At 69.6% G+C, this 25,662-nt stretch carries 22 protein-coding genes and 1 tRNA gene; 15 read left to right on the forward strand and 8 right to left on the reverse strand.

Annotated features, from left to right (window positions below; genetic code table 11):
- The first annotated feature begins 625 nt into the window (after nt 1-625).
- Nucleotides 626-907 carry an alpha/beta fold hydrolase gene (locus FDZ84_RS15645; protein WP_371812859.1) on the forward strand — a complete coding sequence of 94 codons (282 nt, stop codon included), beginning with the start codon at nt 626-628 and terminating at the stop codon, nt 905-907.
- A gap of 254 nt (nt 908-1,161) precedes the next feature.
- On the opposite strand, the gene pth is transcribed toward FDZ84_RS15645, so the two are convergent.
- Nucleotides 1,162-1,737 carry an aminoacyl-tRNA hydrolase gene (gene pth / locus FDZ84_RS15650; protein ID WP_168586509.1) on the reverse strand — a complete coding sequence of 192 codons (576 nt, stop codon included), beginning with the start codon at nt 1,735-1,737 and terminating at the stop codon, nt 1,162-1,164.
- Between the two features lie 88 nt (nt 1,738-1,825).
- A complete protein-coding gene (locus tag FDZ84_RS15655) occupies nt 1,826-2,428 on the reverse strand; it encodes a 50S ribosomal protein L25/general stress protein Ctc (protein ID WP_168586510.1) in 603 nt (200 codons plus the stop codon).
- 387 nt (nt 2,429-2,815) lie between these two features.
- On the opposite strand from FDZ84_RS15655, the gene FDZ84_RS15660 reads away from it, so the two are divergent.
- Nucleotides 2,816-3,451, forward strand: a complete 636-nt coding sequence (locus FDZ84_RS15660) for an NAD(P)-dependent oxidoreductase (RefSeq protein WP_168586511.1) — start codon at nt 2,816-2,818, stop codon at nt 3,449-3,451.
- Between the two features lie 137 nt (nt 3,452-3,588).
- Entirely contained in the window at nt 3,589-4,203 is a 615-nt protein-coding gene (locus FDZ84_RS15665) for a malonic semialdehyde reductase (RefSeq protein ID WP_168586512.1), read from the forward strand.
- A 152-nt stretch (nt 4,204-4,355) separates the two neighbouring features.
- Here the strand turns inward: FDZ84_RS15665 and FDZ84_RS15670 are convergent, their stop codons facing one another.
- From FDZ84_RS15670 to FDZ84_RS15685, 4 genes are all read right to left on the reverse strand, one after another.
- On the reverse strand, nt 4,356-5,327 hold the full coding sequence (locus FDZ84_RS15670; RefSeq protein ID WP_223840360.1) for a ribose-phosphate diphosphokinase: 972 nt from the start codon (nt 5,325-5,327) through the stop codon (nt 4,356-4,358).
- Nucleotides 5,328-5,365: 38 nt separating this feature from the next.
- The gene (gene glmU, locus FDZ84_RS15675; RefSeq protein WP_168586514.1) at nt 5,366-6,883 is read right to left on the reverse strand and encodes a bifunctional UDP-N-acetylglucosamine diphosphorylase/glucosamine-1-phosphate N-acetyltransferase GlmU; all 1,518 of its coding nucleotides are present in this window, start codon (nt 6,881-6,883) and stop codon (nt 5,366-5,368) included.
- A gap of 353 nt (nt 6,884-7,236) precedes the next feature.
- Nucleotides 7,237-8,997, reverse strand: a complete 1,761-nt coding sequence (locus FDZ84_RS15680; protein WP_210435580.1) for a tetratricopeptide repeat-containing diguanylate cyclase — start codon at nt 8,995-8,997, stop codon at nt 7,237-7,239.
- Nucleotides 8,998-9,074: 77 nt separating this feature from the next.
- Nucleotides 9,075-9,145: transfer RNA gene (locus FDZ84_RS15685), tRNA-Gln, on the reverse strand.
- Between the two features lie 417 nt (nt 9,146-9,562).
- Between FDZ84_RS15685 and FDZ84_RS15690 the strand changes: the two genes are divergently transcribed.
- Both FDZ84_RS15690 and FDZ84_RS15695 read left to right on the forward strand, forming a co-directional pair.
- Nucleotides 9,563-10,531, forward strand: coding sequence for an acyl-CoA desaturase (locus tag FDZ84_RS15690; protein WP_168586515.1), 969 nt, complete (start codon nt 9,563-9,565; stop codon nt 10,529-10,531).
- 173 nt (nt 10,532-10,704) lie between these two features.
- Nucleotides 10,705-11,298 carry a TetR/AcrR family transcriptional regulator gene (locus FDZ84_RS15695; RefSeq protein WP_168586516.1) on the forward strand — a complete coding sequence of 198 codons (594 nt, stop codon included), beginning with the start codon at nt 10,705-10,707 and terminating at the stop codon, nt 11,296-11,298.
- Nucleotides 11,299-11,508: 210 nt separating this feature from the next.
- On the opposite strand, the gene FDZ84_RS15700 is transcribed toward FDZ84_RS15695, so the two are convergent.
- Nucleotides 11,509-12,705 carry a sorbosone dehydrogenase family protein gene (locus FDZ84_RS15700; protein WP_210435706.1) on the reverse strand — a complete coding sequence of 399 codons (1,197 nt, stop codon included), beginning with the start codon at nt 12,703-12,705 and terminating at the stop codon, nt 11,509-11,511.
- A gap of 155 nt (nt 12,706-12,860) precedes the next feature.
- Here FDZ84_RS15700 and mfd point away from each other — a divergent pair, with 155 nt between their 5' ends.
- The 7 genes from mfd to FDZ84_RS15735 all read left to right on the forward strand — a co-directional run bounded on the left by mfd (nt 12,861) and on the right by FDZ84_RS15735 (nt 22,531).
- Entirely contained in the window at nt 12,861-16,451 is a 3,591-nt protein-coding gene (mfd, locus tag FDZ84_RS15705; RefSeq protein WP_168586517.1) for a transcription-repair coupling factor, read from the forward strand.
- Nucleotides 16,452-16,590: 139 nt separating this feature from the next.
- The gene (locus tag FDZ84_RS15710) at nt 16,591-18,282 is read left to right on the forward strand and encodes a BCCT family transporter (RefSeq protein WP_168586518.1); all 1,692 of its coding nucleotides are present in this window, start codon (nt 16,591-16,593) and stop codon (nt 18,280-18,282) included.
- 181 nt (nt 18,283-18,463) lie between these two features.
- Nucleotides 18,464-19,009 carry a hypothetical protein gene (locus FDZ84_RS15715; protein ID WP_168586519.1) on the forward strand — a complete coding sequence of 182 codons (546 nt, stop codon included), beginning with the start codon at nt 18,464-18,466 and terminating at the stop codon, nt 19,007-19,009.
- A 92-nt stretch (nt 19,010-19,101) separates the two neighbouring features.
- Entirely contained in the window at nt 19,102-20,049 is a 948-nt protein-coding gene (locus FDZ84_RS15720; RefSeq protein WP_168586520.1) for a SurA N-terminal domain-containing protein, read from the forward strand.
- Between the two features lie 138 nt (nt 20,050-20,187).
- Nucleotides 20,188-21,204 (forward strand): MazG family protein, encoded by a 1,017-nt coding sequence (locus tag FDZ84_RS15725; protein ID WP_168586521.1) that lies wholly within the window; start codon nt 20,188-20,190, stop codon nt 21,202-21,204.
- A 118-nt stretch (nt 21,205-21,322) separates the two neighbouring features.
- Nucleotides 21,323-22,108 carry a lytic transglycosylase domain-containing protein gene (locus tag FDZ84_RS15730; RefSeq protein ID WP_246869034.1) on the forward strand — a complete coding sequence of 262 codons (786 nt, stop codon included), beginning with the start codon at nt 21,323-21,325 and terminating at the stop codon, nt 22,106-22,108.
- A gap of 267 nt (nt 22,109-22,375) precedes the next feature.
- A complete protein-coding gene (locus FDZ84_RS15735; RefSeq protein ID WP_210435581.1) occupies nt 22,376-22,531 on the forward strand; it encodes a hypothetical protein in 156 nt (51 codons plus the stop codon).
- A 66-nt stretch (nt 22,532-22,597) separates the two neighbouring features.
- On the opposite strand, the gene FDZ84_RS15740 is transcribed toward FDZ84_RS15735, so the two are convergent.
- Nucleotides 22,598-22,975: a tetratricopeptide repeat protein gene (locus FDZ84_RS15740; RefSeq protein ID WP_168586523.1), complete on the reverse strand. Its 378-nt coding sequence runs from the start codon at nt 22,973-22,975 to the stop codon at nt 22,598-22,600.
- A gap of 275 nt (nt 22,976-23,250) precedes the next feature.
- On the opposite strand from FDZ84_RS15740, the gene eno reads away from it, so the two are divergent.
- The 3 genes from eno to FDZ84_RS15755 are packed head-to-tail and all read left to right on the forward strand — an operon-like array spanning nt 23,251 to nt 25,580.
- Nucleotides 23,251-24,537 carry a phosphopyruvate hydratase gene (gene eno, locus FDZ84_RS15745; protein ID WP_168586524.1) on the forward strand — a complete coding sequence of 429 codons (1,287 nt, stop codon included), beginning with the start codon at nt 23,251-23,253 and terminating at the stop codon, nt 24,535-24,537.
- Between the two features lie 3 nt (nt 24,538-24,540).
- Nucleotides 24,541-25,077, forward strand: coding sequence for a septum formation initiator family protein (locus FDZ84_RS15750; RefSeq protein ID WP_168586525.1), 537 nt, complete (start codon nt 24,541-24,543; stop codon nt 25,075-25,077).
- 2 nt (nt 25,078-25,079) lie between these two features.
- Entirely contained in the window at nt 25,080-25,580 is a 501-nt protein-coding gene (locus tag FDZ84_RS15755) for a DUF501 domain-containing protein (protein ID WP_168590090.1), read from the forward strand.
- The last annotated feature ends 82 nt before the right edge of the window (nt 25,581-25,662 follow it).

Consider the following 25,662-nt stretch of genomic DNA (forward strand, 5'->3'; position numbering starts at 1 on the left):
AATGGACGTCGGGTGACCACCCCCGACGACACGCCGGGTGGTCCCACTATTGGCAACCAGGGTGGCCCCATCCCCTTGGCAGAAATCCGCTCAGGGCGGTCCCATCAACCTGGCAGGCGACACACTTGGGCAACCGCCAAGGTCAGCAGCTCACTGTCAGTGAGTAAGGGGCGGCGGCCGCGTCCCGCTCGGGGCGGGACAACGTGATCGTCGATCAGCACATAGAGTGCGGTCAGGAGGGTGTCCAGTTCTTTGCTATCACACATTGATCTTTGACTCGCTCCGCTCATGCCCTCGACTCGGGGCCACTTCACATGATCTTCACGGAATCAATCATCTAGATGATTGATTCCGGGCTCCGCGCCGCACCGCCGGCGGAAGCGGTCGCGACGTCTTGGGCAGCCGGTCGTGCGGTCCACATCGGATGGTTGGGTGTGCGCGGTGCAGGACCAAGGCCCGTGAGCGTTTTTCGGTGCTATGGCGCCCAAAATCACTCACGGCCAGGTGGCGACCTTCGCCCCGGCGGCACGCGGGGTTGGTAGCGGAAAGTCGCGGCCGCCGACATCCTGGCCCTGCTGAACCGGTTGGAGCTGCCGCAGGTCGTCCTGGTCGGGTCGGATGCTCGATGGGCGGCTCCGTCGCGATGGCGGTGCTGCGGGCCGCGCCGCAACGGGTCGCGGGTCTGTTTCTCGTCGACACCAGGGCTGTCGCCGACAACGACGTGCAGCGTGCCAACCGCCTCACGGTCGCGGATCGAGCGGGACGCGAGGGCACCGCGCGCTGGCTCGCGGAGAGCACCCTGCCGAATCTGCTGGGAAGCCCGACGCACGAACGACGCCCAGAGGTCGTCGCGAGCGTCCGAGTCCCTGTGCGGGCGGGAACAACGTGGTCGTCGACGAGCACGTAGAGTGCAGTCGGGAGGGTGTTTAGTTCTTTATTCACACATTGATCTTGAACACCCTTCTCCGCTACCCACTTACCGACCCCTCCCTTCACGTGATCTTCACGGAATCAATCATCTAGGATACCGTGGCGCGCCAGCACCTCCGCGCGGGACGAAGGTGCCCTTCATGCGGAAAGATCCACCCATTGAAGCGGGGCGCAGTGATCTGGGAGCAGGCAGGGGGGCGGCGTTTTCGTGTGAAATCGCCGTTCCGGGTGTTAGTGGAACTGGTTCTGGGCGGCTTCGAGGCCCTTGGTGACCACAGCTTCCACCGCGTCCGCGCAGACGTCGATGAAGTAGGCGAGCTCCTTGCGCTCCGTCCCGGAGAAGTCCTTCAGGACATAGTCGGCAGGGTCCATCCGGCCGGGCGGGCGACCGATGCCGAAGCGGACCCGCACGTAGTCGCGGGTGCCCAGGGACTTGCTGATCGAGCGCAGCCCGTTGTGGCCGTTCTCGCCGCCACCGCGCTTGAGCCGGATGGTGCCGAACGGCAGGTCGAGCTCGTCGTGGATCACGGTCAGGGATTCCGGCGGCGCCTTGTAGAACTTCACCGCGCCGGCCACCGGGCCGCCGGAGAGGTTCATGAACGAGCGCGGCTTGACCAGCACGGCGCGCGCGCCAGCCAGCCGTCCCTCGACGACCTCGGCACCGGCCTTGTGCGCCTTGAACTTCCCGCCGATCCGGTCGGCGAGCTCGTCGGCGACAAGGAAACCGATGTTGTGCCGGTTTCCGGCGTAGCGCGGACCGGGATTGCCGAGCCCGACGATCAGCGCGACCGAGTCCGGAGTGCTCACGGGAAGAAGTCTCCTGCTCTAGATGGCACGCGGCGCGCTGTCCCGCTCAGTTCGGGGGACAGCGCGCGGTGCGCCCGACGTCGGGGGCTCAGGCCCCTTCGGCCTCGCCCTCGGCGGCCTCGGCGGGGGCCTCTTCGGCCATCGCCGCGGCGGCTTCGGTGACGTTGACGACCAGGGCCTCGGGGTCTGCCTGCAGGGTCACGCCCGCGGGCAGCTGGATGTCGGAGGCGTGGAACTGGGTGCCGATTTCGGCACCGGCGATCGACAGCTCAAGCTGCTCGGGGATGTGCAGCGCCTCGGCCTCGATCTCGACCACGGTGATCTCCTGGCTGACCAGGCCGCCGGGGCCGGCCTCGCCGGAGAGCACGACCGGAACCGCGACGGTGACCTTCTCGCCGCGCTTGACCAGCAGCAGGTCGACGTGCTCGATGTAGTTCTTGATCGGGTGCGTGGTGATGGTCTTGGTGAGCGCGAGCTCGCTGTCGCCACCGGACACATCAAGCGTCAGCACCGCGTTGTGCCCGTTCTCGCGGATCGCGCGGGCGAATTCCACGGAGGGCAGGGACAGGTGCTTCGGGTCGGAGCCATGACCGTAGAGCACCGCGGGGATCTTGCCGGCGCGGCGGGTGCGGCGGGCCGCCCCCTTGCCGAACTCGGTGCGCTGCTCGACGGCGATACGTACCTCGGACACGGTGGTGCACTCCTCATGACGTCGGGCGGAACGTGAATTGGTCGCTGGCCTGCGGCGGTGGGGCGCGCTACTGGCGTGATTACGACGCGGTGCCGAACGGGCACCCGGGGTGTGAGCGACATCAGTGCGCCAACCGAATGGTCGGCGACCACCGTGCCACCGCGCCGATCACGCCGGGCGAACGTCCCGACCTCGCCGAGGCAACCTGAATAGTCTAAACGGTGCTTGCACAGTCGTTTTCGCATGGGTGACCCCACCCGGTTCAGGTCGCTCCCGGGTTTCGGTGCGGGCGTCCGAGCTCGATGGTTACCGCCAGGAACTCAGCGCACGTTGAAGTCACCAGTAACTAATGGTTAGCGTCGGTGACCAGCACAGAAGGAGGATGCGATGAGACTGGTCCTGTTCGGCGCCACCGGCTTCGCCGGCGGCAAGATCCTGCGGGAAGCGCGGCAGCGCGGGCACGAGGTGGTCGGCGTGGCGCGGCACGTCGAGTCGTTGGCCGAGCCGAAGGAGGCGGGCTCGCTGCACGACGAGAAGTTCGTGCTCGACGCGACTGCGGGTGCGGACGCGCTGATCGTGGCGATCCCGGGGCGGCCGATGCCCGACGGCACGAAGCTGTTCGACGCGGTGCCAACGCTGTTCGCCGCGGCCGCGCGGCGCGGCCTGCGGATCGGCGTGGTCGGCGGTGCCGGCAGCCTGAGGGTCGTCGATGGCGGCCCGCGGTTGATCGACACCCCGGAATTCCCGGAGGAGTTCAAGCCGGAGGCGGGCGCGCACGCGGAGGTGCTCGCGGCGCTCCAGGAGGCGCCCGCCGGGGTGGACTGGTTCTACGTCAGTCCTGCGGCGAACTTCGGTGCCCACGCTCCGGGCGAGCGGACCGGGTCCTACCGGCTCGGCGGCGACGTGCTGGTGACCGATGCGGACGGCGACTCCTCGATCAGCGGCGACGACTACGCGATCGCGTTCGTCGACGAGCTGGAGAGGCCCACGCACCGGCGGCAGCGCTTCACGGTCGGCTACTGAGCAGCCTCGGGATCGGTGATTCCAGTCACAGAAAGCCGGTACTGAAATACTTGAAGGATCAATAATGTTGAGATTGGGGGCTCGCGCCGTCCGGTGCGAGCCCCCCGATCCCACCCGACGGCTCCAGGAGTTAGTTCATGACCGCGATCGACCAGACCGAGCAGTTGGTGCTCGGCGCGGACGCCCAGGACCTGCTGTTCCGCGACGCCCGCACAGCCAACAGCTTCAGCGACGAGCCCGTCACCGACGAGCAGGTCCAGGCAATCTACGACCTGGTCAAGTGGGCCCCGACGTCGATGAACCAGCAGCCGCTGCGGATCGTGCTGGTGCGCTCCGAGGAGAGCCGGCAGCGGCTGCTGCCGCACCTGATGGAGGGCAACCGGGCCAAGACCGAGAAGGCCCCGCTGGTGGCGATCCTGGCCGCCGACACCGACTTCCACGAGAAACTGCCGCAGGTGTTCCCGCACGCGGAAGGCGTGAAGGACATGTTCGCGGCCAACGACGAGCTCCGCCTGAACCACGCGAACCTCAACGCGAGCCTGCAGATCGCGTACTTCATCCTCGGCGTGCGCGCCGCGGGGCTGGCCGCGGGCCCGATGACCGGGTTCGACGCGGCCGGGATCAACGCGGAGTTCTTCCCGGAGGGCAAGCGGCAGTCGCTGGTGGTCGTGAACATCGGCAAGCCGGGCGAGAACCCCTGGTTCGACCGCCTGCCCCGCCTCGACTACGACGAGGTCGTCATTACCATCTGACCCCACGCAATTTCCATCGGATCCCCACGCAATTTCCATTGAAATCGAAGGTCCAATTTCAATGGAAATTGCGGCGCCTTGAGGCAGCGAGCGGCCCCGGTCCGAAGTGGACCGGGGCCGCTCGTGGTTCGTGGCCGTTCGACCTCGCTCGGTCAGGCGCGGCCGTCGAAGAGGCTGGTGACGGAGCCGTCCTCGAAGACCTGGTGAATGGCCTCCGCGACCAGCGGGGCGATCGACAGGACCGTGAGGTTCGGGAACCGGCGCTCCTCCGGGATCGGCAGCGTGTTGGTCAGCACGACCTCCTTCGCGCCGCAGGACGACAGCCGCTCCACCGCCGGGCCGGACAGCACGGCATGGGTGGCGGCGATGATGACGTCCTTCGCGCCGGCCGCCAGCAGCTGCTCGGTGGCCTTGGTGATGGTGCCGCCGGTGTCGATCATGTCGTCGACCAGCACGCACAGCCGGCCCTCGACGTCACCGACGACGCGGTTGGCGACCACCTGGTTGGGCTTGCTGGGATCGCGGGTCTTGTGGATGAACGCCAGCGGCGTGCCGCCGAGGTCATCGGCCCACTTCTCCGCCACCCGGACCCGGCCGGAGTCGGGGGAAACCACGGTGATCTGGTCGCCCGCGTAGGTGTCGCGGATGTAGCTGGCCAGCAGCTTCTGGGCCATCAGGTGGTCCACCGGGCCGTCGAAGAAGCCCTGGATCTGGTCGGTGTGCAGGTCCACCGCCATGATCCGGTCCGCGCCGGCGGTCTTGAACAGGTCTGCCATCAGCCGCGCCGAGATCGGCTCGCGACCCTTGTGCTTCTTGTCCTGGCGCGCGTAGCCGTAGAACGGCATGACCACGGTGATGCGCTTGGCGCTGGCCCGCTTGAGCGCGTCCACCATGATCAGCTGTTCCATGATGGCGTCGTTGAGCGGGTTGCAGTGCGACTGGATGACGAAGGCGTCGCAGCCGCGCACCGACTCGTCGTAGCGCACGAAGATCTCGCCGTTGGCGAACTTGTAGGCACTCTGGGGCGTGACCGTTACGTCAAGCTGCTTGGCCACCTCCTCGGCCAGTTCCGGGTGACTGCTACCGGAGAAGAGCTTGAGGCTCTTCTTCGGGGTCGCAGACATGGCACTCACGGTCATCGTCCCTCCCCGTAAGACGTCCATCATCGGGCGTCGTTCGTCGGATTGGTGGTTGGTTCTGCTTTCGACAAAGCCTGTTGCGAGGCCTGGTCTGCGGCGGTGCCGGGGCGGCGTCTGGCGACCCAGCCTTCGACGTTGCGTTGCTTCCCGCGGGCGACCGCCATCGCCCCTGGCGGGACATCTTGGGTGATCACGGAGCCGGCGGCGGTGTAGGCGCCGTCGCCGATCTCGACCGGGGCGACGAACATGTTGTCCGCGCCGGTCCGGGCGTGTGATCCGATCACGGTGTGGTGCTTGGCCACCCCGTCGTAGTTGACGAAGACCGTGGCGGCGCCGATGTTGCTTTGCTCGCCGATCGTCGCGTCGCCCACGTAGCTCAGGTGCGGCACCTTGGTGCCGTCGCCGATCGCGGCGTTCTTGGTCTCGACGAAGGTGCCGATCTTGCCGTTCGTGCCGAGCCGGGTGCCGGGGCGCAGGAAGGCAAACGGCCCGACCTTGGCGTCCGGTCCGATCTCGGCGCCCTCGCCCTGGGTGCGCACCACGGAGGCGCCGGGGTGGATCACGCAGCCGGTGAGCGTGGTGTCGGGGCCGACGGTCGCGCCCTCGCCGACGGTGGTGCCGCCGCGCAGCTGCACTCCCGGCTCCAGCAGGACGTCGCGCTCCAGCACCACGTCGCAGTCCAGCCACACCGAGTTCGGGTCGATGATCGTGACGCCCGCGCGCATCCAGCGCAGCAGCAGCCTGCGGTTGAGCTCGGCGCCGAGGCGGGCCAGCTGCACCCGGTCGTTGATGCCTTCCACCAGCCACGGGTCGGCGCAGACCAGGGCGCCGACCGGGCGGCCGTCGTCGCGCGCGATCGACAGGACGTCGGTCAAGTAGAGCTCGCCCTGGGCGTTGTCGGTGGACAGCCGCTTGAGCGCGTCGGTGAGCACTTCCGCGTCGAAGGCGTAGACCCCGGAGTTGATCTCGGTGATCTCCGTCTGCTCGGGAGTGGCGTCCTTCTGCTCGACGATGCCGGTCACCCGGCCGTCGGCGTCGCGCAGCATCCGGCCGTAGCCGGTCGGCTCGTCGACCACCGCGGTCAGCACGGTGACGGCGTTGCCGGAGTCGCGGTGCTCGGCGAGCAGGGCGCGCAGGGTGTCGCTGTCGAGCAGCGGCACGTCGCCGTAGCTGACCAGCACCGTGCCGGTGAGGCCGTCGGCCAGGTCGGAGAGTCCGCACGAGACCGCGTGCCCGGTGCCGAGCTGCTCTTCCTGCACCGCGGTGCCGATCGGGCGGTCGAGAACGCCGGCCAGGCCTTTCAGGTGCTCAGCGACGGCGTCGCGGCCGTGCCCCAGCACGACCACCAACGCATCGGGGTCGACACCGGCCGCAGCGCGCACGGCGTGTTCGACCAGGGGCCTGCCCGCGAGCCGGTGCAGCACCTTCGGCGTCGCCGATCGCATCCTGGTGCCCTCGCCAGCGGCGAGCACGATCGTGCTGACGATTTCCGGAGACGCATCGCTGCGGGAGGAGGGCTGGGCGGTGTCGCCCTGGAGCATCAGCGCTCTCCCTTGATCTCTAGAAGCGGCTCGGCGGCGTCGATCAGCCGTCGGGCCGACAATGCCTGTTGCGTCCAAGCGGGTGAAGGGTAACCGGCCCGCCGCCCCCTCGGCTCCGGTGCCCCTGCGCGCCTGTCCGGCGGGTGTGATGGTACCGCTGACCGGCGGTATTCCGTGTGCGGAGTCAGCCCTCTAGCTGCGGCTTTGTGATCTTCCCTGCACTTGCGGAGCCCCCGCGGCGCTGCCCGTTGTGGCCGATCACACGCCTGATGAACCAGGGAATCTGACATGGGCGAGGGACCCTCCGGTCGACTACGCCGGTTGAAGGGGCCCTCACTCACCATTCGAACGAGTCAGACGGCGTCCGGGGGGATCCACACCGAGTGATCTTCGGCCGGTGTGTCCGGTGGGTCGTTGGTCACGCCGGAGAACGCCCAGACGCGGTTGCCGCCGTCGCGCTTCGCCTGGTACATCGCGGCATCCGCGCGCGCCAGCACCTGCGCGGCCGATTCCTGCGGGCGCATCGCGACGACGCCGATCGACAGGGTCACGCCGCGCGAGCGCTCGCCGGGCAGCCGGTCGACCGCCTCGGCGGTGCGCTGCAGCGCAGCCTCCGCGGCGCCGAGGGCCGCGCCAGGCAGCAGCACGACGAACTCGTCACCGCCGTAGCGGGCCACGAAGTCATCGGTGCGCAGGGTGTCGCGCAGGGTCATCGCGACGGTGCGCAGCACGTCGTCGCCCTCCGCGTGCGAGCAGCGGTCGTTGACGCCCTTGAACCCATCGAGGTCGACCAGCGCCACCGCCAGCGGCTGCGCATCGGGCGCGTTGAGCAGCGTCTCCAGCCGGTCGTCCAGTGCGCGGCGGTTCGACAGGCCGGTGAGCGGGTCCTGCAGGGCCTGCCTGGTGATCGCGTCGTGCCTGTGGATCAGCCGGGAGTTCTCCAACCTGGTGACCAAAGTGGACAGTCGGGCCTGGCGCATCGTCCACAGCTCGGTTTCCAGCTCCAGCGCGTAGTCCCGCAGCGCGTCGTGGGCACCTCCGGTGCCGACTTCGATCAGCTGCGCGTACTCGCGGGCCAGCGAGATGCGCAGTGTCGGCTCCGACGTGTCGCTGGCCGTTTCCTCACGGGTGTCCGACAGCACACGCACCGCTTCTTCGCCGAGGTCCGCGCGGGTCAGGCACCGGGACAGCGCGATCGCGACGATGATCTTCTCCCGCGGGTGGATCGCCCGGTCCAGGGCGCGCAGCACCTCGAGCCGCTTGATGTGCTCCACGTGCGGCTGCGCCAGCGCGTGGGCGGCGCCGAGCACCGGCACCTGCTCGGCGGCGGGGCGGTCGGACACCCGGGGGAACAGCGACTCGCGCCACGGGCCCTCCACCGCGACCGCGATCGCCGACGCGGTGGTGAACCGAGCGGTCGCCTCCGCGTGCTGGCCGATGCGCTCCAGCCGCAGCCCCCAGCCCAGCAGCATCCGGCACCGGTTGATCATGTGCACCGCGATCTCGTGCGGGCCGCCGCTCTCCCGGATCCGCTGGTGGGCGCGGGTCATCACCTCGTCGGCCGTCTCGTAGACGCCGAGCTGGGTGAGGACCAGGCCGATGTCGATCAGCGAGGTGGCCAGCAGTCGCTCCCACGACCGGCGGCCCAGCGTGCGGTCCGGGACCAGCTCGTCGTCGAGCATCGCCAGGCCGTGCGCGACCTCGGTGAGTGCGTTGTCCTCGCTGCCGCCGAGCAGCGCGCGTCGGCTGCGCAGCGCGTGCGCATCGGCCAGCAGGACATCCAGTCCGTGTCGCCGGGTGTGCGTGAGAAGCTCGTCGAGCAGTGGGTCGGCGCTGTCGACGAGGCCGGGCGTCACCAGCCGCATCGAGGCACAGTGCCGCAGGAGTTGGCCGACGATGCGCGGTTCGCCGCGTCGCTGGGCCTCGGCGAGCAGGTTGTCGGCTTCGCGGATGGTGCCGCGCTGACTGGCAGTGTCGCTGTGCTGGCCGACTGCGTTGAGTTCGCGTGCGCGTCCCACCAGCCACGCGTCGGACACCTCGCTCAGCGTGGCCACCGGGTCATCGCGCACGGCGGTCGTGTCGTCGCGCAGCGGCGCACACCCCCTGTTCACCATTCCACCCCGGCAGCCCGCGCGGCGCGCTGCGCGGTGTTGCCGGCCGCGCGCCGCATCGGACCTGGGGGGACCGCTCGCTCCGCCGCCAGGATTCGAACCTGGACCATCGGAACCAAAATCCGAGGTGCTGCCTTTACACCACGGCGGATCGGGTGCTGTTGTCCCGCAGTGCCGGCATGTGACTCCTGGCACCGCTGCCCGAGCTTACCGGCCCGGGCTGACAGGCGGTTGTACCCCGCCGACATCGTGGCATGCCCCGGCTGCCGGGTCGGCGTCGGGCTGGTCGGCTCGCGGGTTTCGTCGAGGGCAGGCACGTGTATGTGACGCACCGAGCTGTCGCCGGGTTGCGTTCAAGATCACCGCTGTTCGGGTGAACAAGGCGATTCGGACACGCCCGGGCGGGTGCGACACGCCGCAATTTTGGCGCTGGGGGGTGACGATTCGGCATCAAAGAACTTACGCTTGCGTAGGTTACGGTCCCGTAGGGTGGAGGTGTTGCGGGGCCGTGATGCCCGGCGCTGACCGCAGTTTTCCCACCTCCCCAACGCCATTCGAGGTATTGAGTATGACCGCAGCAACCGAGCGCGTTGCCCCTACAGAGGCCCGCGCGGAGTCCGGGCCGAAGCCGCTGACCGCGGGCACCCGACCCTGGGTGGCGCAGCTGGCGGTGTACGTGTTCGTCCTGGTGCCGTTCCTTGCTCTCGTGCTGGCGGTGCCGGCGGCCTGGGGCTGGGGCCTCGGCTGGGTCGACATCGGCTTGGCGCTGGTCTTCTACGTTGCGTCGGGACTTGGTGTGACGGTCGGTTTCCACCGGTACTTCACGCACGGGTCGTTCAAGGCCAAGCACGGCGTCAAGATCGCGTTGGCGATCTTCGGCATGATTGCCGTGCAGGGCCCGGCGATCACCTGGGTCGCCGACCACCGCCGGCACCACGCCTTCTCCGACCGCGAGGGCGACCCACACTCGCCGTGGCGCTTCGGCAGCTCGCCCGCCGCGCTGGCGAAGGGCTTCTGGCATGCGCACATGGGTTGGCTGTTCGAGCGCGACCTGACCAACGAGGACCGCTTCGCGCCGGACCTGCTCAAGGACGAAGCGCTGGTGAAGGTCAACCGGCTGTTCCCGCTGTGGACGGCCCTCAGCCTCGTGCTTCCCGGTGTGCTGGGCGGGCTGTTCACCTGGTCGCTGTGGGGCGCGTTCACCGCGTTCTTCTGGGCCGGGCTGGTCCGGGTGTCCTTCCTGCACCACGTGACCTGGTCGGTGAACTCGATCTGCCACATGATCGGCGAGCGGCCGTTCAAGAGCCGGGACAAGGCGGCGAACTTCTGGCCGCTGGCGATCCTGTCCTTCGGCGAGTCGTGGCACAACCTGCACCACGCCGACCCGACCTGCGCCCGGCACGGAGTGCTGCGCGGCCAGATCGACATCTCGGCGCGGGTGATCTGGATCTTCGAGAAGCTCGGCTGGGCCTGGAACGTCCGCTGGTCCAACGAGAAGCGGCTGGCCCGCATCTCGGTCACCGAGTACAAGGGCTGACCGCCCGGCTTCAGCAGTGCCCGCGCGGCGGTGGTCGCGCGGGCACTTTTCATCGGGCCAGCAGTTCGGTGCCGGCCCCGCACCTTAGGGTTGTGTGAGTGGTATCACGGCGACGCGGGCGGACTGCGCCCGAACCGGAGGCGCGACCGAAGGGACGCACCGCACGGGTCAGGATGACGGGCAAGGAACGCCGGCAGCAGCTGCTGGACGTGGCCCGGGCCTTGTTCGCGGAGAAGGGCTTCGACGGCACGTCGATCGAGGAGATCGCGCACCGCGCCGGGGTGTCCAAGCCGGTCGTCTACGAGCACTTCGGCGGCAAGGAAGGCGTCTACGCGGTGGTGGTCGACCGCGAGATGCGCAACCTGCTGGACCTGGTCGTCTCCGCCCTGTCCGCGGGACATCCCCGGAAGCTGCTGGAGCAAGCGGCGCGGGCGCTGCTGGACTACATCGACAACAACACCGACGGTTTCCGGGTGCTGGTGCGGGATTCGCCGGTGGCCAGCAACAGCGGCACGTTCTCCAGCCTGCTCAACGACATCGCGAGCCAGGTCGAGCACATCCTCGCCCTGCAGTTCAGCGCGCGGGGCTACGACTCGAAGCTCGCCCCGCTGTACAGCCAGGCGCTGGTGGGCATGGTGGCGCTGACCGGCCAGTGGTGGCTGGAGGCGCGCAAGCCGAAGAAGGAAGAGGTCGCCGCGCACCTGGTGAACCTCGCCTGGAACGGCCTGTCCCACCTGGAGCACAAACCCCGCCTCTCGACGAAGTGACCCACCACCGACCCCACCCAGACGCCCCGGTGCGCTTGTTCTCCCGCAAGTTCCATTGAAATCGAAGGTCCGATTTCCATTTGAAATTGCGGAAGTTGTCCACAGCTGCCGGCGTGTCGGGGGCTGACGCGCCGGAGGGCCGCAAGTTCCATTGAAATCGAAGGTCCGATTTCCATGGAACTTGCGGTTCAGGACGCCGGGAACTTGCGTTCAGGATGCCGTGATGCGGAGGACCTTGTCGTCGGTGCCGTTGGACGTGGTGATGTAGAGGGCACCGTCGGGGCCTTGGCGGGCGGCTCGGAGCCGGCCGTGGGTGTCGTCGAGTTCGGGCGGGATCTCGACCTGGTGGACCGAGCCGTCCGGCTGGACCCCGAACAGCAGCAGCTTGCGGCCCTTCAGCGCCGTGACCGCCAGCATCCCGTCGAAGCGCTTCCACTGCGGACCGATCAGGAACGTCGCGGCACAAACGGCTTCCGTTCGGTCTCCCGACGACCAGACCGCTTTGACGGCGTCCGGGAACCGGCGCAGATCGGTCATCGGCACCGACTCGTCGTAAGAGGATTCGGTGCCGCCGCGCGACGGGTCCCAGCCGTAGTTCCCGCCCGGCCGCAGCAGGTTGATCTCGTCGTCGACGTCCGGCCCGTGCTCCGCGACGAACACCTGACCACCGGGCCGCGGCGCGACGCCCTGCGGGTTGCGGTGCCCGTAGGTGTAGAGCAACCGCTCGCTCGGGTTCGGCGAGGCGATGAACGGGTTGTCCGGCAGGGGAGCGCCGGTGTCGATGTTCACCCGCAGCACCTTGCCGCCGAGCGAGCCGCGGTCCTGCGCGATCGCGGGCCGCGCCGTGTCCCCGGTGCTCACCAGCAGCGCTCCGTCTTCGGCCAGCGCCAGCCGGCAGCCGGAGTGCCGTCCGCTGCGGTTCACCGGCAGTCCGGTGAGCAGATTCCCGACCCGATCCGCGCGCGAGCCGTCCTCGGACAGCCGCCAGGTGATCAGCCGGATGTCCACGGGCGTGCCGTTCTCCTGGTGCGTCTGGCAGGTGAGGAACCGCCGGTTGGCGGCGAACGACGGGTGCACCAGCAGGCCCATCAGTCCGCCCTCGCCTTCCGCGAGCACGTCGCCGAAGTCCGCCCGCACCGGCCGCACCAGCGCGCCCGGTCGGTGATCGGCGAGCAGCGCGAGCCTGCCGGGGCGCTGGCTGACCAGCGTGGTGCCGTCCGGCAGGAACCCGATGTCCCAGGGGTGTTCCAGCCCGGCCGCGACGATCTCGACGCGCAGCGCCGACGGTGCCGGGGCCGCCGTGCTCGCCGGTGCGGGCCGATCGGTGCTGTCCGCGCCGGTGCACCCGATCAAGCCGCTGATCAGCGGCAGCAGCAGGGCGAACGCGGCGGACCGGCGCGGCAGCATGCGCACAGTGTGACATCCGCCTGTGGTCCGTTCGGGCCATCGCGTTCGTGTCGCACCCGGGTCGTAGTCTGGAACCCGATGCCCCTCCCGGTGTTGGCGTTGGTCCCGGGCAGGGGTGTGCCCGCATTCGCCATGTCTTGCTGCGAGGTAGCTCCATGAGCCAGGCCGGTCCCCTGCGCGGACTGCTCGAAATCGTGCTGCGCGATCCAGCCATCCGGCGGGTCGTGGCGGCGGCCGGGCGGCCGCGCCTGGTGCTGGAAGGCCCCCCGGCGGCCCGGTCGCTGACCGCGGGGTCGCTGGCCGCCGAGGGCGGCGGCGGGCGGCCGGTGCTGCTGGTAACCGCCACCGGCCGGGAAGCGGAAGAAGCCGCGGCGGCGCTGTCGGACCTGCTGGGTCCGGCCCGAATCGAGGTGTTCCCGTCCTGGGAAACCCTGCCGCACGAACGGCTTTCGCCCCGCGCCGACACCGTCGGCCGGCGGCTGTCGGTGCTGCGCCGCCTCGCGCACCCCGAGGAGCATGCGCACGGCGCCATCCAGGTGCTGGTGACGACGGTGCGCAGCCTGATCCAGCCGATCGCGCCCGGGTTGGGCGAGCTGGCCCCGGTGCGGCTCGCGGTCGGCATCGAGCACGACTTCCAGGAACTGGTCGAGCGGCTCGCGGAGTTGGCCTACGACCGCGTCGACATGGTCGAGAAGCGCGGCGAGTTCGCGGTGCGCGGCGGCATCGTCGACGTGTTCCCGCCGACCGAGGAACACCCGCTGCGGGTCGAATTCTGGGGCGACGAGGTCACCGAGATCCGCCCGTTCGCCGTCGCCGACCAGCGCTCGCTACCGGACGCGCCGAGCACCGAGCTGTTCGCCCCGGCCTGCCGGGAGTTGCTGATCACCGAGCAGGTCGCCGAGCGCGCCGCGAAGCTCGCCGAGCAGCACCAGACCGACACCCACCTCGCCGAGATGCTGGAGAAGATCGCCTCGGGCGCGCCGGTCGAAGGCATGGAGGCGCTGATCCCAGCGCTGTGCGAAGGAGAGATGCGGCTGCTGACCGATCTGGTCCCGGCGGGCACGCACGTGCTGCTCGCCGACCCGGAGAAGATCCACGCGCGGGCCGCCGACCTGGTGCGCACCGGCCAGGAGTTCCTGGAGGCCTCCTGGATGGTCGCCGCCGACGGCGGCAAAGCACCCATCGATCTGGGCGCGTCGGCCTACCGCAGGCTGGCCGAGGTCGCCGAGCACACCGTCTCGATCGGCCTGCCGTGGTGGCCGCTGACCCAGCTGACCAGCGAGGAAGGCGAGGACGACGAGGTTATCCGGCTCGTTCTCAAGCCGGTTGACGCCTACCACGGCGAAATCGAGCGCGCCTTCGCCGACCTGCGCGCGCACACCGCCGCAGGCGGTGCGGCGGTGCTGGTGGTGGCCGGTGCGGGCACCGCGCAGCGCGCCGTGCAGCAGCTGCGCGAAGCGGAGCTGCCCGCGCGGTTGGCGGAGGACGGGCTGGCGGCGGAGCCGGAATCCGGCGTTGTGACGGTGGTCCGCGGCGGCCTGGAGGACGGCTTCGCCGCGCCCGAGGTCGCACTGGTGGTGCTCACCGAGGCCGACCTGACCGGCGGCCGGGGCGGAACGTCCACGAAGGACATGCGCCGGATGCCGTCGCGGCGGCGTAACGCGGTCGACCCGCTGGCGCTCAAGACCGGCGACTTCGTGGTGCACGAGCAGCACGGCATCGGTAAGTACGTCGAGATGGTGCAGCGCACTGTCGGCGGCGCGACCCGTGAGTACCTGGTGCTGGAGTACGCGGCGAGCAAGCGCGGCCAGCCCGGAGACCGGCTGTTCGTGCCGACCGACCAGCTCGACGAGGTCACCCGCTACGTCGGTGGCGAGGTGCCGACGCTGAACAAGCTCGGCGGCTCGGACTGGAAGAACACCAAGGCCAAGGCCCGCAAGGCGGTCAAGGAGATCGCCGCCGAGCTGGTGCAGCTGTACGCGGCCCGGCAGTCCTCGCCCGGGCACGCCTTCGGCGCGGACACCCCGTGGCAGCGGGAGCTGGAGGACGCCTTCCCCTACACCGAGACCGGCGACCAGATGGCCGCCATCGACGAGGTGAAGGCCGACATGCAGCGCCCGGTGCCGATGGACCGGGTGATCTGCGGCGACGTCGGCTACGGCAAGACCGAGATCGCGGTGCGCGCGGCGTTCAAGGCGGTGCAGGACGGCAAGCAGGTCGCCGTGCTGGTGCCGACCACGCTGCTCGCCCAGCAGCACCTGAACACCTTCACCGACCGGATGCGGTCGTTCCCGGTGACCGTGAAGGGGCTGTCCCGGTTCACCGACCAGATGGAGTCCGAGGAGACCATCCAGGGCCTGGCCGACGGCTCGGTCGACATCGTGATCGGCACGCACCGGCTGCTGCAGACCGGGATCCGGTACAAGGACCTGGGCCTGGTGATCGTCGACGAGGAGCAGCGCTTCGGCGTCGAGCACAAGGAACACATCAAGGCCCTGCGCACGCACGTGGACGTGCTGACGATGTCCGCGACGCCGATCCCGCGGACGCTGGAGATGAGCATGGCCGGCATCCGGGAGATGTCGACGATCCTCACCCCGCCGGAGGAGCGACACCCGATCCTGACCTACGTCGGCGCGTACGACCAGAAGCAGGTCGCCGCCGCGATCCGGCGCGAGCTGCTGCGCGACGGCCAGGTGTTCTTCGTGCACAACCGGGTGCACGACATCGAGAAGGTCGCGCGCCAGCTGCGGGAACTGGTGCCGGAGGCGCGGATCGTCACCGCGCACGGGCAGATGAACGAGGACCGGCTGGAGAAGATCATCCAGGGGTTCTGGGAGCGCGAGCACGACGTGCTGGTGTGCACCACGATCGTCGAGACCGGGTTGGACATCTCCAACGCCAACACGCTGATCGTGGATCGCTCCGACCTGCTCGGCCTCGCCCAGCTGCACCAGCTGCGCGGCCGCGTCGGGCGGGCCCGCGAGCGCGGCTACGCCTACTTCCTCTACCCGCCGGAGAAGCCGCTGACCGACATGGCGCACGACCGGCTGGCGACCATCGCGCAGAACTCCGAGCTCGGCGCGGGCATGGCGGTCGCGATGAAGGACCTGGAGATCCGCGGCGCGGGCAACATCCTCGGCGCCGAGCAGTCCGGGCACATCGCGGGCGTCGGCTTCGACCTGTACGTGCGGTTGGTCGGCGAGGCGGTCGATGCGTTCCGGCGGCACGCGGGCGCGGAGCCGGGGGAGACCGAGGAGGAGCTCACCGAGGTCCGGGTCGACCTGCCAATCGACGCGCACATCCCGCACGACTACGTGCCGGGGGAGCGGCTGCGGCTGGAGGCATACCGCAAGCTCGCGGCGGCCGTCGACGTCGAGGCGCTGGACGCGGTGCGCGCCGAGCTCGTCGACCGCTACGGGCCATTGCCGGAGCCGGTGGAGCGGCTGCTGAAGGTGGCCCGGTTCCGGCAGGTCTGCCGGGAGCACGGGGTCAGGGAGGCGACGTTGCAGGGCGCTTCGTTGCGGGTGGCGCCGCTGGAGCTGCCGGACTCGAAGCAGGTCCGGCTCAAGCGCCTGTATCCGAAGGCGTTGTACAAGCCCGCGGTCCGCACGGTGTCGGTGCCGCGCCCGACGGAAGGCGCGGCAGGAGGCCGGATGGGCGCACCGCCGCTGCGCGACGAGGCGCTGCTGGACTGGTGCGCCAAGTTCCTGGAGGACCTCACCACCGCTCCCGTGAAACCGTGAGCGCTTTTGGGTGTCATAGCACCTGAAAGTGCTCACGGGGGCTGACCAGCCGGGACGTCGTGCTTCTGAGTTGCCGAGATACCGACCCGGCGTGACCGTTAACCCGGCTTCGCAGTGCGTGACGAGGAGGCGGAGGACCATGAACAGGAAGGCCTCGGAACCTGAGAAGGCGGGCATACCGCAGTCGCCCGCCGCGTTCGCCGCCGAGCACTCGGCCCGCACCGACTTCGTGATCTTCGGGGTCACCGCCGCGATCACGATCTTCTTCGTCTGCTGGGGCGTGTTTTCCACCGATTCGCTGGCGCGGGTCTCGTCCGCCGCGCTGTCCTGGCTGGTGACCAACATCGGCTGGGGCTTCGTGCTCGCCGCGACCGGGTTCGTGGTGTTCGCGCTGTGGCTGGCGATCAGCCGCTACGGCGCGATCCCGCTTGGGCAGGACGGCGAGCAGCCGGAATTCCGCACCGTGTCGTGGATCGCGATGATGTTCAGCGCCGGCATGGGCATCGGCCTGATGTTCTTCGGCGTCGCAGAACCGCTGGCCCACTTCGCCGAACCGCCGCCCGGCACCGTGGAACCGCTGAGCGAGGCGGCGGTGGAGACCGCGATGGCGACGTCGCTGTTCCACTGGACGCTGCACCCGTGGTCGATCTACGCCGTCGTGGGGCTGTCCATCGCGTACTGCAGCTTCCGGCGCGGTCGCAAGCAGCTGATCAGCGCGGTGTTCACGCCGCTGATCGGCAAGCGCGGCGCGGAGGGCCCGATCGGTAAGCTGATCGACATCCTCGCGTTGTTCGCGACGCTGTTCGGCTCGGCGGCCTCGCTTGGGCTGGGGACGCTGCAGATCCAGAGCGGCATGCAGTCGGCCGGCTGGATCAACGGCGCCGGAAACACGGTGCTGGTGCTGATCATCTTGGTGCTGACGATCTGCTTCATCTTCTCGGCGGTGTCGGGCGTGGCCAAGGGCATCCAGTGGATGTCCAACATCAACATGGTGCTGGCCGCGCTGCTGGCGATCTTCGTGTTCGTGGTCGGCCCGACGGTGTTCGTCCTCAACCTGCTGCCCACCTCGATCGGCGCCTACCTGAGGGACTTCGGCGAGATGGCCTCCCGGTCCGGCGCCACCGGCGGTGCGGCGATGAACGACTGGTTGTCCAGCTGGACGATCTTCTACTGGGCGTGGTGGATCTCGTGGACGCCGTTCGTCGGCATGTTCATCGCGCGGATCAGCCGCGGCCGCACGATCCGGCAGTTCGTCGCCGGCGTGATCCTGGTGCCCAGCGCGGTGAGCCTGGTGTGGTTCGCGATCTTCGGCGGCAGCTCGATCCGGGTGCAGCAGAGCGGCGTCGACGTGTTCCGCAGCGGCGGCGAGGAGGCGCAGACCTTCCGGGTGCTGGAGACGCTGCCGCTGTCGGTGATCACCACGGTGCTGGTGATGGTCCTGGTCGCGATCTTCTTCGTCTCCGGCGCGGACGCGGCGTCGGTGGTGATGGGCACGCTGTCGCAGCGTGGTTCGATCGAGCCGAAGCGGTGGATGGTGGTGTTCTGGGGCGCGGCGACGGGTGCGGTGGCCGCGATCATGCTCATCATCGGTGGGGAGAACGCGCTCAGCGGCATCCAGAACCTGACCTTCCTGGCGTCGGCGCCGTTCGCGGTGGTGATGGTGCTGCTGTGCGTGGCGCTGATGAAGGACCTGCGCGAGGACCCGCTGATGCAGCGCGGCGAGAAGGGCGCGCAGGTGCTGGAGCGGGCGGTAATCGCCGGTACCGACCGCCACGGCGGGGACTTCCAACTGGAAGTCGGCCCGACCGCAGGGGATTTGAAGCCGTACTGAACTATCCACTGTGGATTCGTGACTGCCGACCCGGATCCTCCACAGTGGATTTGTCGTTGGTGATCTCCGGGTTGGCGATCGGGTGTGAGCTGTCCGGAAGATCAGTTTGATGCGGTTCGGAACCTCGTGCGGCGCAGTGCGTCTTTAGGGGTAAAGGCTCCCCTGGCGAGAGGTTCTACCGATGTCCATGCGCACCAAGCTGATTTTGGCGACCAGCTCGATCGCGCTGTCCGCGCTGGCGCTGACCGGATGCGCCACGGGCGGCCCGGCGCCGGCTCCCGCCCCCTCGGCCGGTGGCGCCGTGCAGTCCGGGGCCGCGTCGAACCTGACCTCCTCCGCCGCCGAGCCGGAAATCCGTGCCGGCGTGCACGGCAGCGAGGAGCGGGTCGTGTTCGACTTCAGCAAGCTGCCGAACGCGAGCGGGCTGAAGGTGATGAAGCACGAGCTGAACGAGACGGCGCCGGTCTGGGGCGGCTCCGGCGAGCCGGTCGAAGGCATGACCGGCAAGGTGCTCCTGCACGTCTACGTGGAGATCGCCGACCAGGACCGCAGCACCGCCGGACCCGAGCAGTTCGGCCAGGAGCTGGCGCAGAGCGCGGTCGTCAACGACAACTCGCACGGCACCGGCGAGCTGACCATCGGGCTGTCCGAGGGTGTCGACTACGAGGTGTTGGTCGAAGGCGAGAAGGTGATTGTCAACATGGCTCAGGGTTCGTTGGGCCGTTGAGCCGAACTGGTGTCGCGGGGGTCGACTTCGGACGGCGCCGATGCTTCACCGGAACGTGTCTTCGTGAGAGGGTGCCCGCTGTGAGGTTCCGCATGCCGCGCCACGGGCGCCTTCTCGCATCGATCGCCGCAGCCGGGCTGCTGCTCGCCGGTTGCGGTTCCGGCCCCAGCCAGGTCGGCGCAGCCGCGATCGTCGGCGACAACCGCATCCCGGTCTCCGATGTCCAGTCCTGGTTCGGTGAGGTGCTTGCGAAGGAACCGGGCCTCAGGGAGAAGTGGCAGCAGCAGGGGCAACTCGACGACCTCGGTAGGAAACTGGCCTCGCAGCTGGTCCTGCAGGAGCTGGTCGCGCAGGCGGCCCGCGACGAGGGGCTGACCGTCACCGACCAGCAGGTCGCCGACCTGATCAACCAGGTAGGCGGGCCGCAGACGGCGACCGAGGGTGGGATCAACACCCCGGAGGGCCTCCGCGACGTGGTCAGAACCTACCTGCTGGAAACGGAACTCGGGCGCAAGTACGTCGACCGGCTGGCGATCACCTTCGACTACAGCCGGGCGAGCACGCGCGGCGAGGCGGAGGAGAAGGCCAAGCGCATGGCGCAGGGCCCGGCGGAGGCCGCCGCGCTCGTCCAGGAGGACGCCAAGGCCGGCGTTCTGGCGGTGCTCGACCAGAAGCTGCGCCCCAGCGACGATCCGAAGCTCGCGCCGTTGTTCGGCGCGCAGCCCGGCACGGTGCTGGCGTTCGAGCCGGAAACGAACTCCGGCCAGTGGTTGATCGCGCGGATCAAGGAGCGCCGCACCGATGCGCCCCCGACGGCATCCTCGGGTGGGATGGGCGACCAGATGCTGCAAAGCCTCGGCATCGGCCTGCTTGGCATCACGGCGGACCGCGTCGGGGTGCGGCTCAGCCCGCGCTACGGCGTCTGGGACCGCGTGAACCTGGTGGCGGTCCCGAGCGAGGGCGAAACCGCCGGCTTCCGCTTGTCGGCCCCAGCCCCAGCCCCAGCCCCAGCCCCAGTCCCAGCCCCGGCGGCTGGCTGACCGGCGAGCTGACAGTTTCAATTTGAAACTGCGGACACCTGTGGTTCCGCTGCGGTTTCAATTGAAACTGCTGTCGACGTGACCAACGACTCCGCGCCCGGGGCCACGGCGGGTGTTGCGGGTTGGGACAATCGCAGCATGAGCGAGGTCCGGGTGCAGGAAGGTTCCGCGGTCGTCGTGGTCGACGACCGGCTTGGCGACGTTCTACCGGCAGCGGCGCTACCGCTGCTGCGCAGCGCTGCCGCCGTCTACGCCGAACCCGGCCTCGCGCCCGCTACGCGCGCGGCGCTCGATGCCCCCGCGCCGCCTGCGGCCGCAGATCTGCTGGCGCAGGCGGCTCGGGAGCCTGTCGTGCTGATCGTCGGCGCACTCGGCTGCGCCGACGCCGACGCGCTCCGCGCCGCGGGTGCGCGGCTGATCGCCGCCCCGGCGCCGGCCGGGATCGAGCTGCTGGACGCGGTGACGGTGATGGACCGGCTGCGTTCGCCCGGCGGCTGCCCGTGGGACGCCGAGCAGGACCACGACACGCTGCGCAAGTATCTCGTCGAGGAGACCTACGAGCTGCTCGACGCGATCGAGCACCGCGACCGGGAGGCGCTGCGCGAGGAGCTGGGGGACGTGCTGCTGCAGGTCCTGTTCCACGCGCGGGTCGCGACGGAGGATCCGGCCGATCCGTTCGACATCGACGCGGTCGCCGCGGGCCTTGTCAGCAAGCTCGTGTCGCGGCACCCGCACGTCTTCGCCGACGGACCGGCGCTGCTGGACGCCGAGTCGCAGCACGCCCGCTGGGAGGAGCTGAAGCAGCAGGAGAAGCAGCGGGAGTCCATTGTGGATGGTGTCGCGCTGGGGCAGCCGGCGGTGGCCTTGGCCGCCAAGCTGGTGCAGCGCGCGAACCGCGCCGGGATTCCTGCGGACGCGATGCCGCGCGGCGAGACCCCTGGTGAGGTGCTGTTCGACAGCGCCGCGCAGGCGAAGCTGGCCGGTCACGACCCGGAGGACCAGCTGCGCGCGGTCGCGCTGGCATTCGCCGAGCGCATCCGTTCGGCCGAACGGCGGGCCCGCGAGTCCGGCCGGGAGCCGGCGGAGCTCTCGGCGGCCGACTGGCGGGAGCTGGTGTCCGATTTGCCGGACCCGGCGGGTGTGCGTTCGGAGTAGTGGCGCACACTGGTCGCGGGCATCGGCTGACGAAACACGTCTCGCGGCGATATTTCTCCACGGGGGCACGCTCTGCTGAAATCGGCGCCCCTGTGCATCTGGGGGTGTAGTAGGGAGGATGCTCTTGCCGCGTCGGTTATGGCTGCTGTTGGCCCCGGTGCTCACGTTGCTGGCGTCTTGCGCACCGCCGGTCTCGTCGTCGCGAGGAAGCACCGAGTTCACGCCGCCGTCGGCGGTCGCGCCGCCCGATCCCGGCGTCGCCCCGCCGATGGTGGAGCTGCTCGCGCCGGGCGGTCCGCCGATACCGCCGAGCGCCCGGCCGCAGCGGCAGCTCGCCGGCTGGGCCGAGTCGATGGCCGACGAGCTCAACATCCCGCGCGCCGCGCTCCAGGCCTACGGCTACGCGCAGCAGGCCATCGAGGCGAAGTCGCCGACCTGCGGGCTCAGCTGGTCGCTGCTCGCGGGGATCGGTGCCGTGGAGTCCAGCCACGGCCGGTTCGGCGGGGCGCGGCTGGACGAGACCGGGCGGCCGAGCAAGCCGATCATCGGGCTACCTCTGGACGGCAGCTCCGGCGTCAAGCGCATTCCGGACACCGACGACGGCGAGTTCGACGGCGACACGGTGTGGGACCGCGCGGTGGGGCCGCTGCAGTTCATCCCGAGCACCTGGCGCGCCTGGGCGATCGACGCCGACGGCGACGGGGTCCGGGATCCGCAGGACATCGACGATGCTGCCCTGGCTGCGGGCAACTACCTGTGCAGCGTGGGCGGTGACCTGAACGATCCGGAGCGGTTCTGGGCGGCGCTGCTGGCCTACAACAAGAGCCGCAGCTACGGCCAGGAAGTCCTGGACTACGCCGACTACTACGGCAAGGCCAGCCGCGCCCTCGGGGTCGAAGGCTGACGTCGTCCGCAATTTCAATGGAAATCAGAGGTCCGATTTCCATTGAAATTGCGGGAATTGTCCACACCCTCCGGCGTGTCGTGGTCCGACACGCCGGAGAACCGCAACTTCCATTGAAATTGCGGCCGGTACCCGGTGTTGGGGACCTGCCTGCGGGGATCTTGCCTGCGGGGACCTTCGCACTGGTGGAGTGATCGGGGGCGGTTGCTCTCGACTCGACTGATCGGCCGCTGGGGGCCGGAGCTGCTAGCGAGTAGCCTGAGTGGCGTGATCAAGACCACGTCGCCGCTGTCGGCCGCCTTCGGGCGGCTCGTGGTCGCCGTTGCGTCGCTGGCCGCGATGGTCGTCGGCGTCGGGTTGGTCAGCGTGTTCGGCAAGCCCCCGACCGCGCCGGTGGCCGAACCGCCGCCCGGCGAACGCTGATTTCGCATCGAAATCGCGGGCCGGAGGGCGACGGAGCGCGGTTCCAGCCCCCAGGGCAGCGCCGGGTCAGATGTCGCGGGTGGCGATGTGGGCGTTGATCTCGCCCAGCGCTTCTTGGTACGCGGGCACCGGGTGCATCGTCGCGGCCAGCCTGATCTGGGCGCGCGCCTCGTTCAAGCGGCCCAGGCGCTGCAGGGTGCGGCCCAGCACCAGGCGCGCGTAGTGGTCCGACGGGTCGAACTCCAGCACGCGCAGGAACGCCCGCTCGGCGCGGCGCAGCTGGGCCGAGAAGAAGTAAGCCCGCCCGAGCAGCAGTTGCACGCTCGGCTTGTCGGCGGCGATGTCGAGGACCGGTTCTAAGACACGGATGGCTTCCAGGGGGCGGCGCTGCGCGAGCAGTTCTTCTGCCCGGCGGAACGCTTCGACGGTGCCTTCGGTCGTCATGGCGTGGACAACGTTACGTGCCGATCGACTGTTCCGAGACCTCCGTCCGGATGGTCTTCCAGCTGGTGTCCGTGATTCGAACACCGGCCGGACGGGGGCTTGCCGATCGGGGTCGAAAAACCCGGGCCCGTCGGCAGCGCACGAGCCTGCGGCGGCGGCCTCACCGGCCCCGTTAGGCTCGTAGTCGGTCGTCGGGCGTTCGGCCGGTTCGCCGCGCGCGGGAACGCCGGGACGGCCCGCTTCGTCCATAGTTCAAAGGCTGGTTAGGAGCACACGTGGCGATCATCGAACAGGTCGGAGCCCGCGAGATCCTCGACTCGCGCGGGAACCCCACCGTCGAGGTCGAAGTGGCATTGGAGGACGGCACGCTCAGCCGCGCTGCGGTCCCCTCAGGTGCCTCGACCGGCGAGCACGAGGCCGTCGAGCTGCGCGACGGTGACGCCGCCCGCTACGGCGGCAAGGGTGTCGAGAACGCGGTCGCGGCGGTATTGGACGAGATCGGCCCGGAGCTGACCGGGTTGGACGCCACCGAGCAGCGCGTCGTCGACCAGAAGCTGGTCGACCTGGACGGCACGCCGGACAAGTCCCGGCTGGGCGCCAACGCCATCCTCGGCGTCTCGCTGGCGGTAGCCAAGGCCGCTGCGGAGACCTCCGGGCTGGAGCTGTTCCGCTACGTCGGCGGACCGAACGCGCACGTGCTGCCGGTGCCGATGATGAACATCCTCAACGGCGGCGCACACGCCGACACCGGCGTCGACATCCAGGAGTTCATGATCGCGCCGATCGGCGCGGACACCTTCTCCGAGGCGCTGCGCTGGGGCACCGAGACCTACCACGCGCTGAAGACGGTGCTCAAGGCCAAGGGCCTGGCCACCGGCCTGGGCGACGAGGGCGGGTTCGCCCCGGACCTGCCGAACAACCGCGAGGCCCTGGACCTGATCGCCTCGGCGGTGGAGAAGGCCGGTTACAAGCTGGGCCGCGACATCGTGCTGGCGCTGGACGTCGCCGCGACCGAGTTCTTCTCCGAGGGTGCCTACAACTTCGAGGGCTCCAAGCGCACCGCCGACCAGATGGCGGCGTACTACCAGGAACTCCTCGGCGCCTATCCGCTGGTGTCCATCGAGGACCCGCTGGCCGAGGACGACTGGGACGGCTGGACCAGCCTGACCGAGCAGGTCGGCGACCAGGTGCAGCTGGTCGGCGACGACCTGTTCGTCACCAACCCGGAGCGGTTGGAGGACGGCATCAGCCGGGGCGCGGCCAACGCGCTGCTGGTCAAGGTCAACCAGATCGGCACGCTGTCGGAGACCCTGGACGCGGTCAGCCTGGCCACCTCGTGCGGCTACAAGAGCATGATGAGCCACCGCTCCGGCGAGACCGAGGACACCACGATTGCCGACCTGGCGGTGGCCACCGGCTGCGGCCAGATCAAGACCGGTGCCCCGGCCCGCAGCGAGCGCGTCGCCAAGTACAACCAGCTGCTGCGCATCGAGGAGGGCCTCGGTGACGCCGCCCGCTACGCGGGCGAGCTGGCCTTCCCGCGGTTCACGCCGGAGAGCTGAGCCATGCCGGTCGGGCGCGCATCGGATCCACAGCGGCGCAACCGCCGGGGCGAGTCCCCGGCGGAGCGCCGTGGTGAGCGCGTCCGCCGGGACGGGACCAGGACCTCGGGCCGGAGACCGGGTCGGCAGGCGTCGACCCGGTCCCGCCCGCGGTCCAGCACGGGGGGAGCGTTCAAGCTCTCCTCGACCAGGCGGGCCGCGGGCCTGGCGATGCTGGTCTGCGTGATGGCGCTGAGCGTGTCGGTGCCGCTGCGCACCTACCTGAGCCAACGCGCCGAGCTGGCCCAGCAGGAACAGCAGCAAGCGGAGCTGACCCAGCAGGTCAGGGAGCTGGAACAGCGCAAGGCGGAGCTCTCCGATCCGGCGCAGGTGGAAGCGGAAGCGCGGGCCCGGCTGGGCTACGTGCGCCCAGGCGAGACGCCCTACATCGTGGAGGTGCCGACCGAACCGGCCGCGCCGCCGCCCCCGGTCGCCCCCGCCGAAGACGGCGCGCCGTGGTACGAAGACCTCTGGAATTCGGTGATGGGAAAGGGATCTTGACGGTGAACTTGGGCGTGCCGACGGTCAGCGACGCGGATCGGGAATGCATCCGCCGGCAGCTCGGTCGGCCGCCGCGCGGTCTGCACGCGATCGCGGCGCGGGATGCGGCCGGAGAACCCACGGTGGTCCAGACCTGGCCGCGGCTGGAGGACGGCACCCCCTTCCCGACGCTGTACTACTTGACCGCCCCGCAGCTGGTGGCGCACGCCTCCACCTTCGAGGCGGAGGGCCTGATGCGGGAGATGGCCGAGCGGCTGACCACCGACCCGGACCTTGCGGAGCGCTACCGCCACGCGCACGAGTCGTACCTCGCGGAACGCGACGCGCTCGAATCGCTGGGCACCCAGGTCAGCGCCGGCGGCATGCCGGACCGGGTCAAGTGCCTCCACGTGCACATCGCCCATGCCCTGGCCAAGGGGCCGGGAGTCAACCCGTTCGGGGACGAGGCGATCGACCTGATCGCCGAACGCTGGCCCGAGCACCGTTACCTGCTCAACCGCTGACCCGCCGGGAGGGGCGCAATTTCAATGGAAATCGGACCTCTGATTTCCATTGAAATTGCGGAAGTTGTCCACAGCCATCGGC

This window comes from Saccharopolyspora sp. ASAGF58 (genome assembly GCF_012277335.1).
Lineage (GTDB): Bacteria > Actinomycetota > Actinomycetes > Mycobacteriales > Pseudonocardiaceae > Saccharopolyspora > Saccharopolyspora hattusasensis.

Bases quoted from the DNA above. Each gene is read 5' to 3' on its own strand.
- FDZ84_RS15660 (WP_168586511.1), top strand. From the start codon at position 2,816: ATGAGACTGGTCCTGTTCGGCGCCACCGGCTTCGCCGGCGGCAAGATC.
- FDZ84_RS15695 (WP_168586516.1), top strand. From the start codon at position 10,705: ATGACGGGCAAGGAACGCCGGCAGCAGCTGCTGGACGTGGCCCGGGCC.
- FDZ84_RS15730 (WP_246869034.1), top strand. From the start codon at position 21,323: ATGCTCTTGCCGCGTCGGTTATGGCTGCTGTTGGCCCCGGTGCTCACG.
- mfd (WP_168586517.1), top strand. From the start codon at position 12,861: ATGAGCCAGGCCGGTCCCCTGCGCGGACTGCTCGAAATCGTGCTGCGC.
- FDZ84_RS15700 (WP_210435706.1), bottom strand. From the start codon at position 12,705: ATGCTGCCGCGCCGGTCCGCCGCGTTCGCCCTGCTGCTGCCGCTGATC.
- FDZ84_RS15690 (WP_168586515.1), top strand. From the start codon at position 9,563: ATGACCGCAGCAACCGAGCGCGTTGCCCCTACAGAGGCCCGCGCGGAG.
- FDZ84_RS15645 (WP_371812859.1), top strand. From the start codon at position 626: ATGGGCGGCTCCGTCGCGATGGCGGTGCTGCGGGCCGCGCCGCAACGG.
- glmU (WP_168586514.1), bottom strand. From the start codon at position 6,883: ATGCTCCAGGGCGACACCGCCCAGCCCTCCTCCCGCAGCGATGCGTCT.
- FDZ84_RS15720 (WP_168586520.1), top strand. From the start codon at position 19,102: ATGCCGCGCCACGGGCGCCTTCTCGCATCGATCGCCGCAGCCGGGCTG.
- FDZ84_RS15665 (WP_168586512.1), top strand. From the start codon at position 3,589: ATGACCGCGATCGACCAGACCGAGCAGTTGGTGCTCGGCGCGGACGCC.
- FDZ84_RS15710 (WP_168586518.1), top strand. From the start codon at position 16,591: ATGAACAGGAAGGCCTCGGAACCTGAGAAGGCGGGCATACCGCAGTCG.
- FDZ84_RS15670 (WP_223840360.1), bottom strand. From the start codon at position 5,327: ATGTCTGCGACCCCGAAGAAGAGCCTCAAGCTCTTCTCCGGTAGCAGT.
- FDZ84_RS15725 (WP_168586521.1), top strand. From the start codon at position 20,188: ATGAGCGAGGTCCGGGTGCAGGAAGGTTCCGCGGTCGTCGTGGTCGAC.
- FDZ84_RS15680 (WP_210435580.1), bottom strand. From the start codon at position 8,997: ATGGTGAACAGGGGGTGTGCGCCGCTGCGCGACGACACGACCGCCGTG.
- FDZ84_RS15740 (WP_168586523.1), bottom strand. From the start codon at position 22,975: ATGACGACCGAAGGCACCGTCGAAGCGTTCCGCCGGGCAGAAGAACTG.
- FDZ84_RS15715 (WP_168586519.1), top strand. From the start codon at position 18,464: ATGTCCATGCGCACCAAGCTGATTTTGGCGACCAGCTCGATCGCGCTG.
- FDZ84_RS15750 (WP_168586525.1), top strand. From the start codon at position 24,541: ATGCCGGTCGGGCGCGCATCGGATCCACAGCGGCGCAACCGCCGGGGC.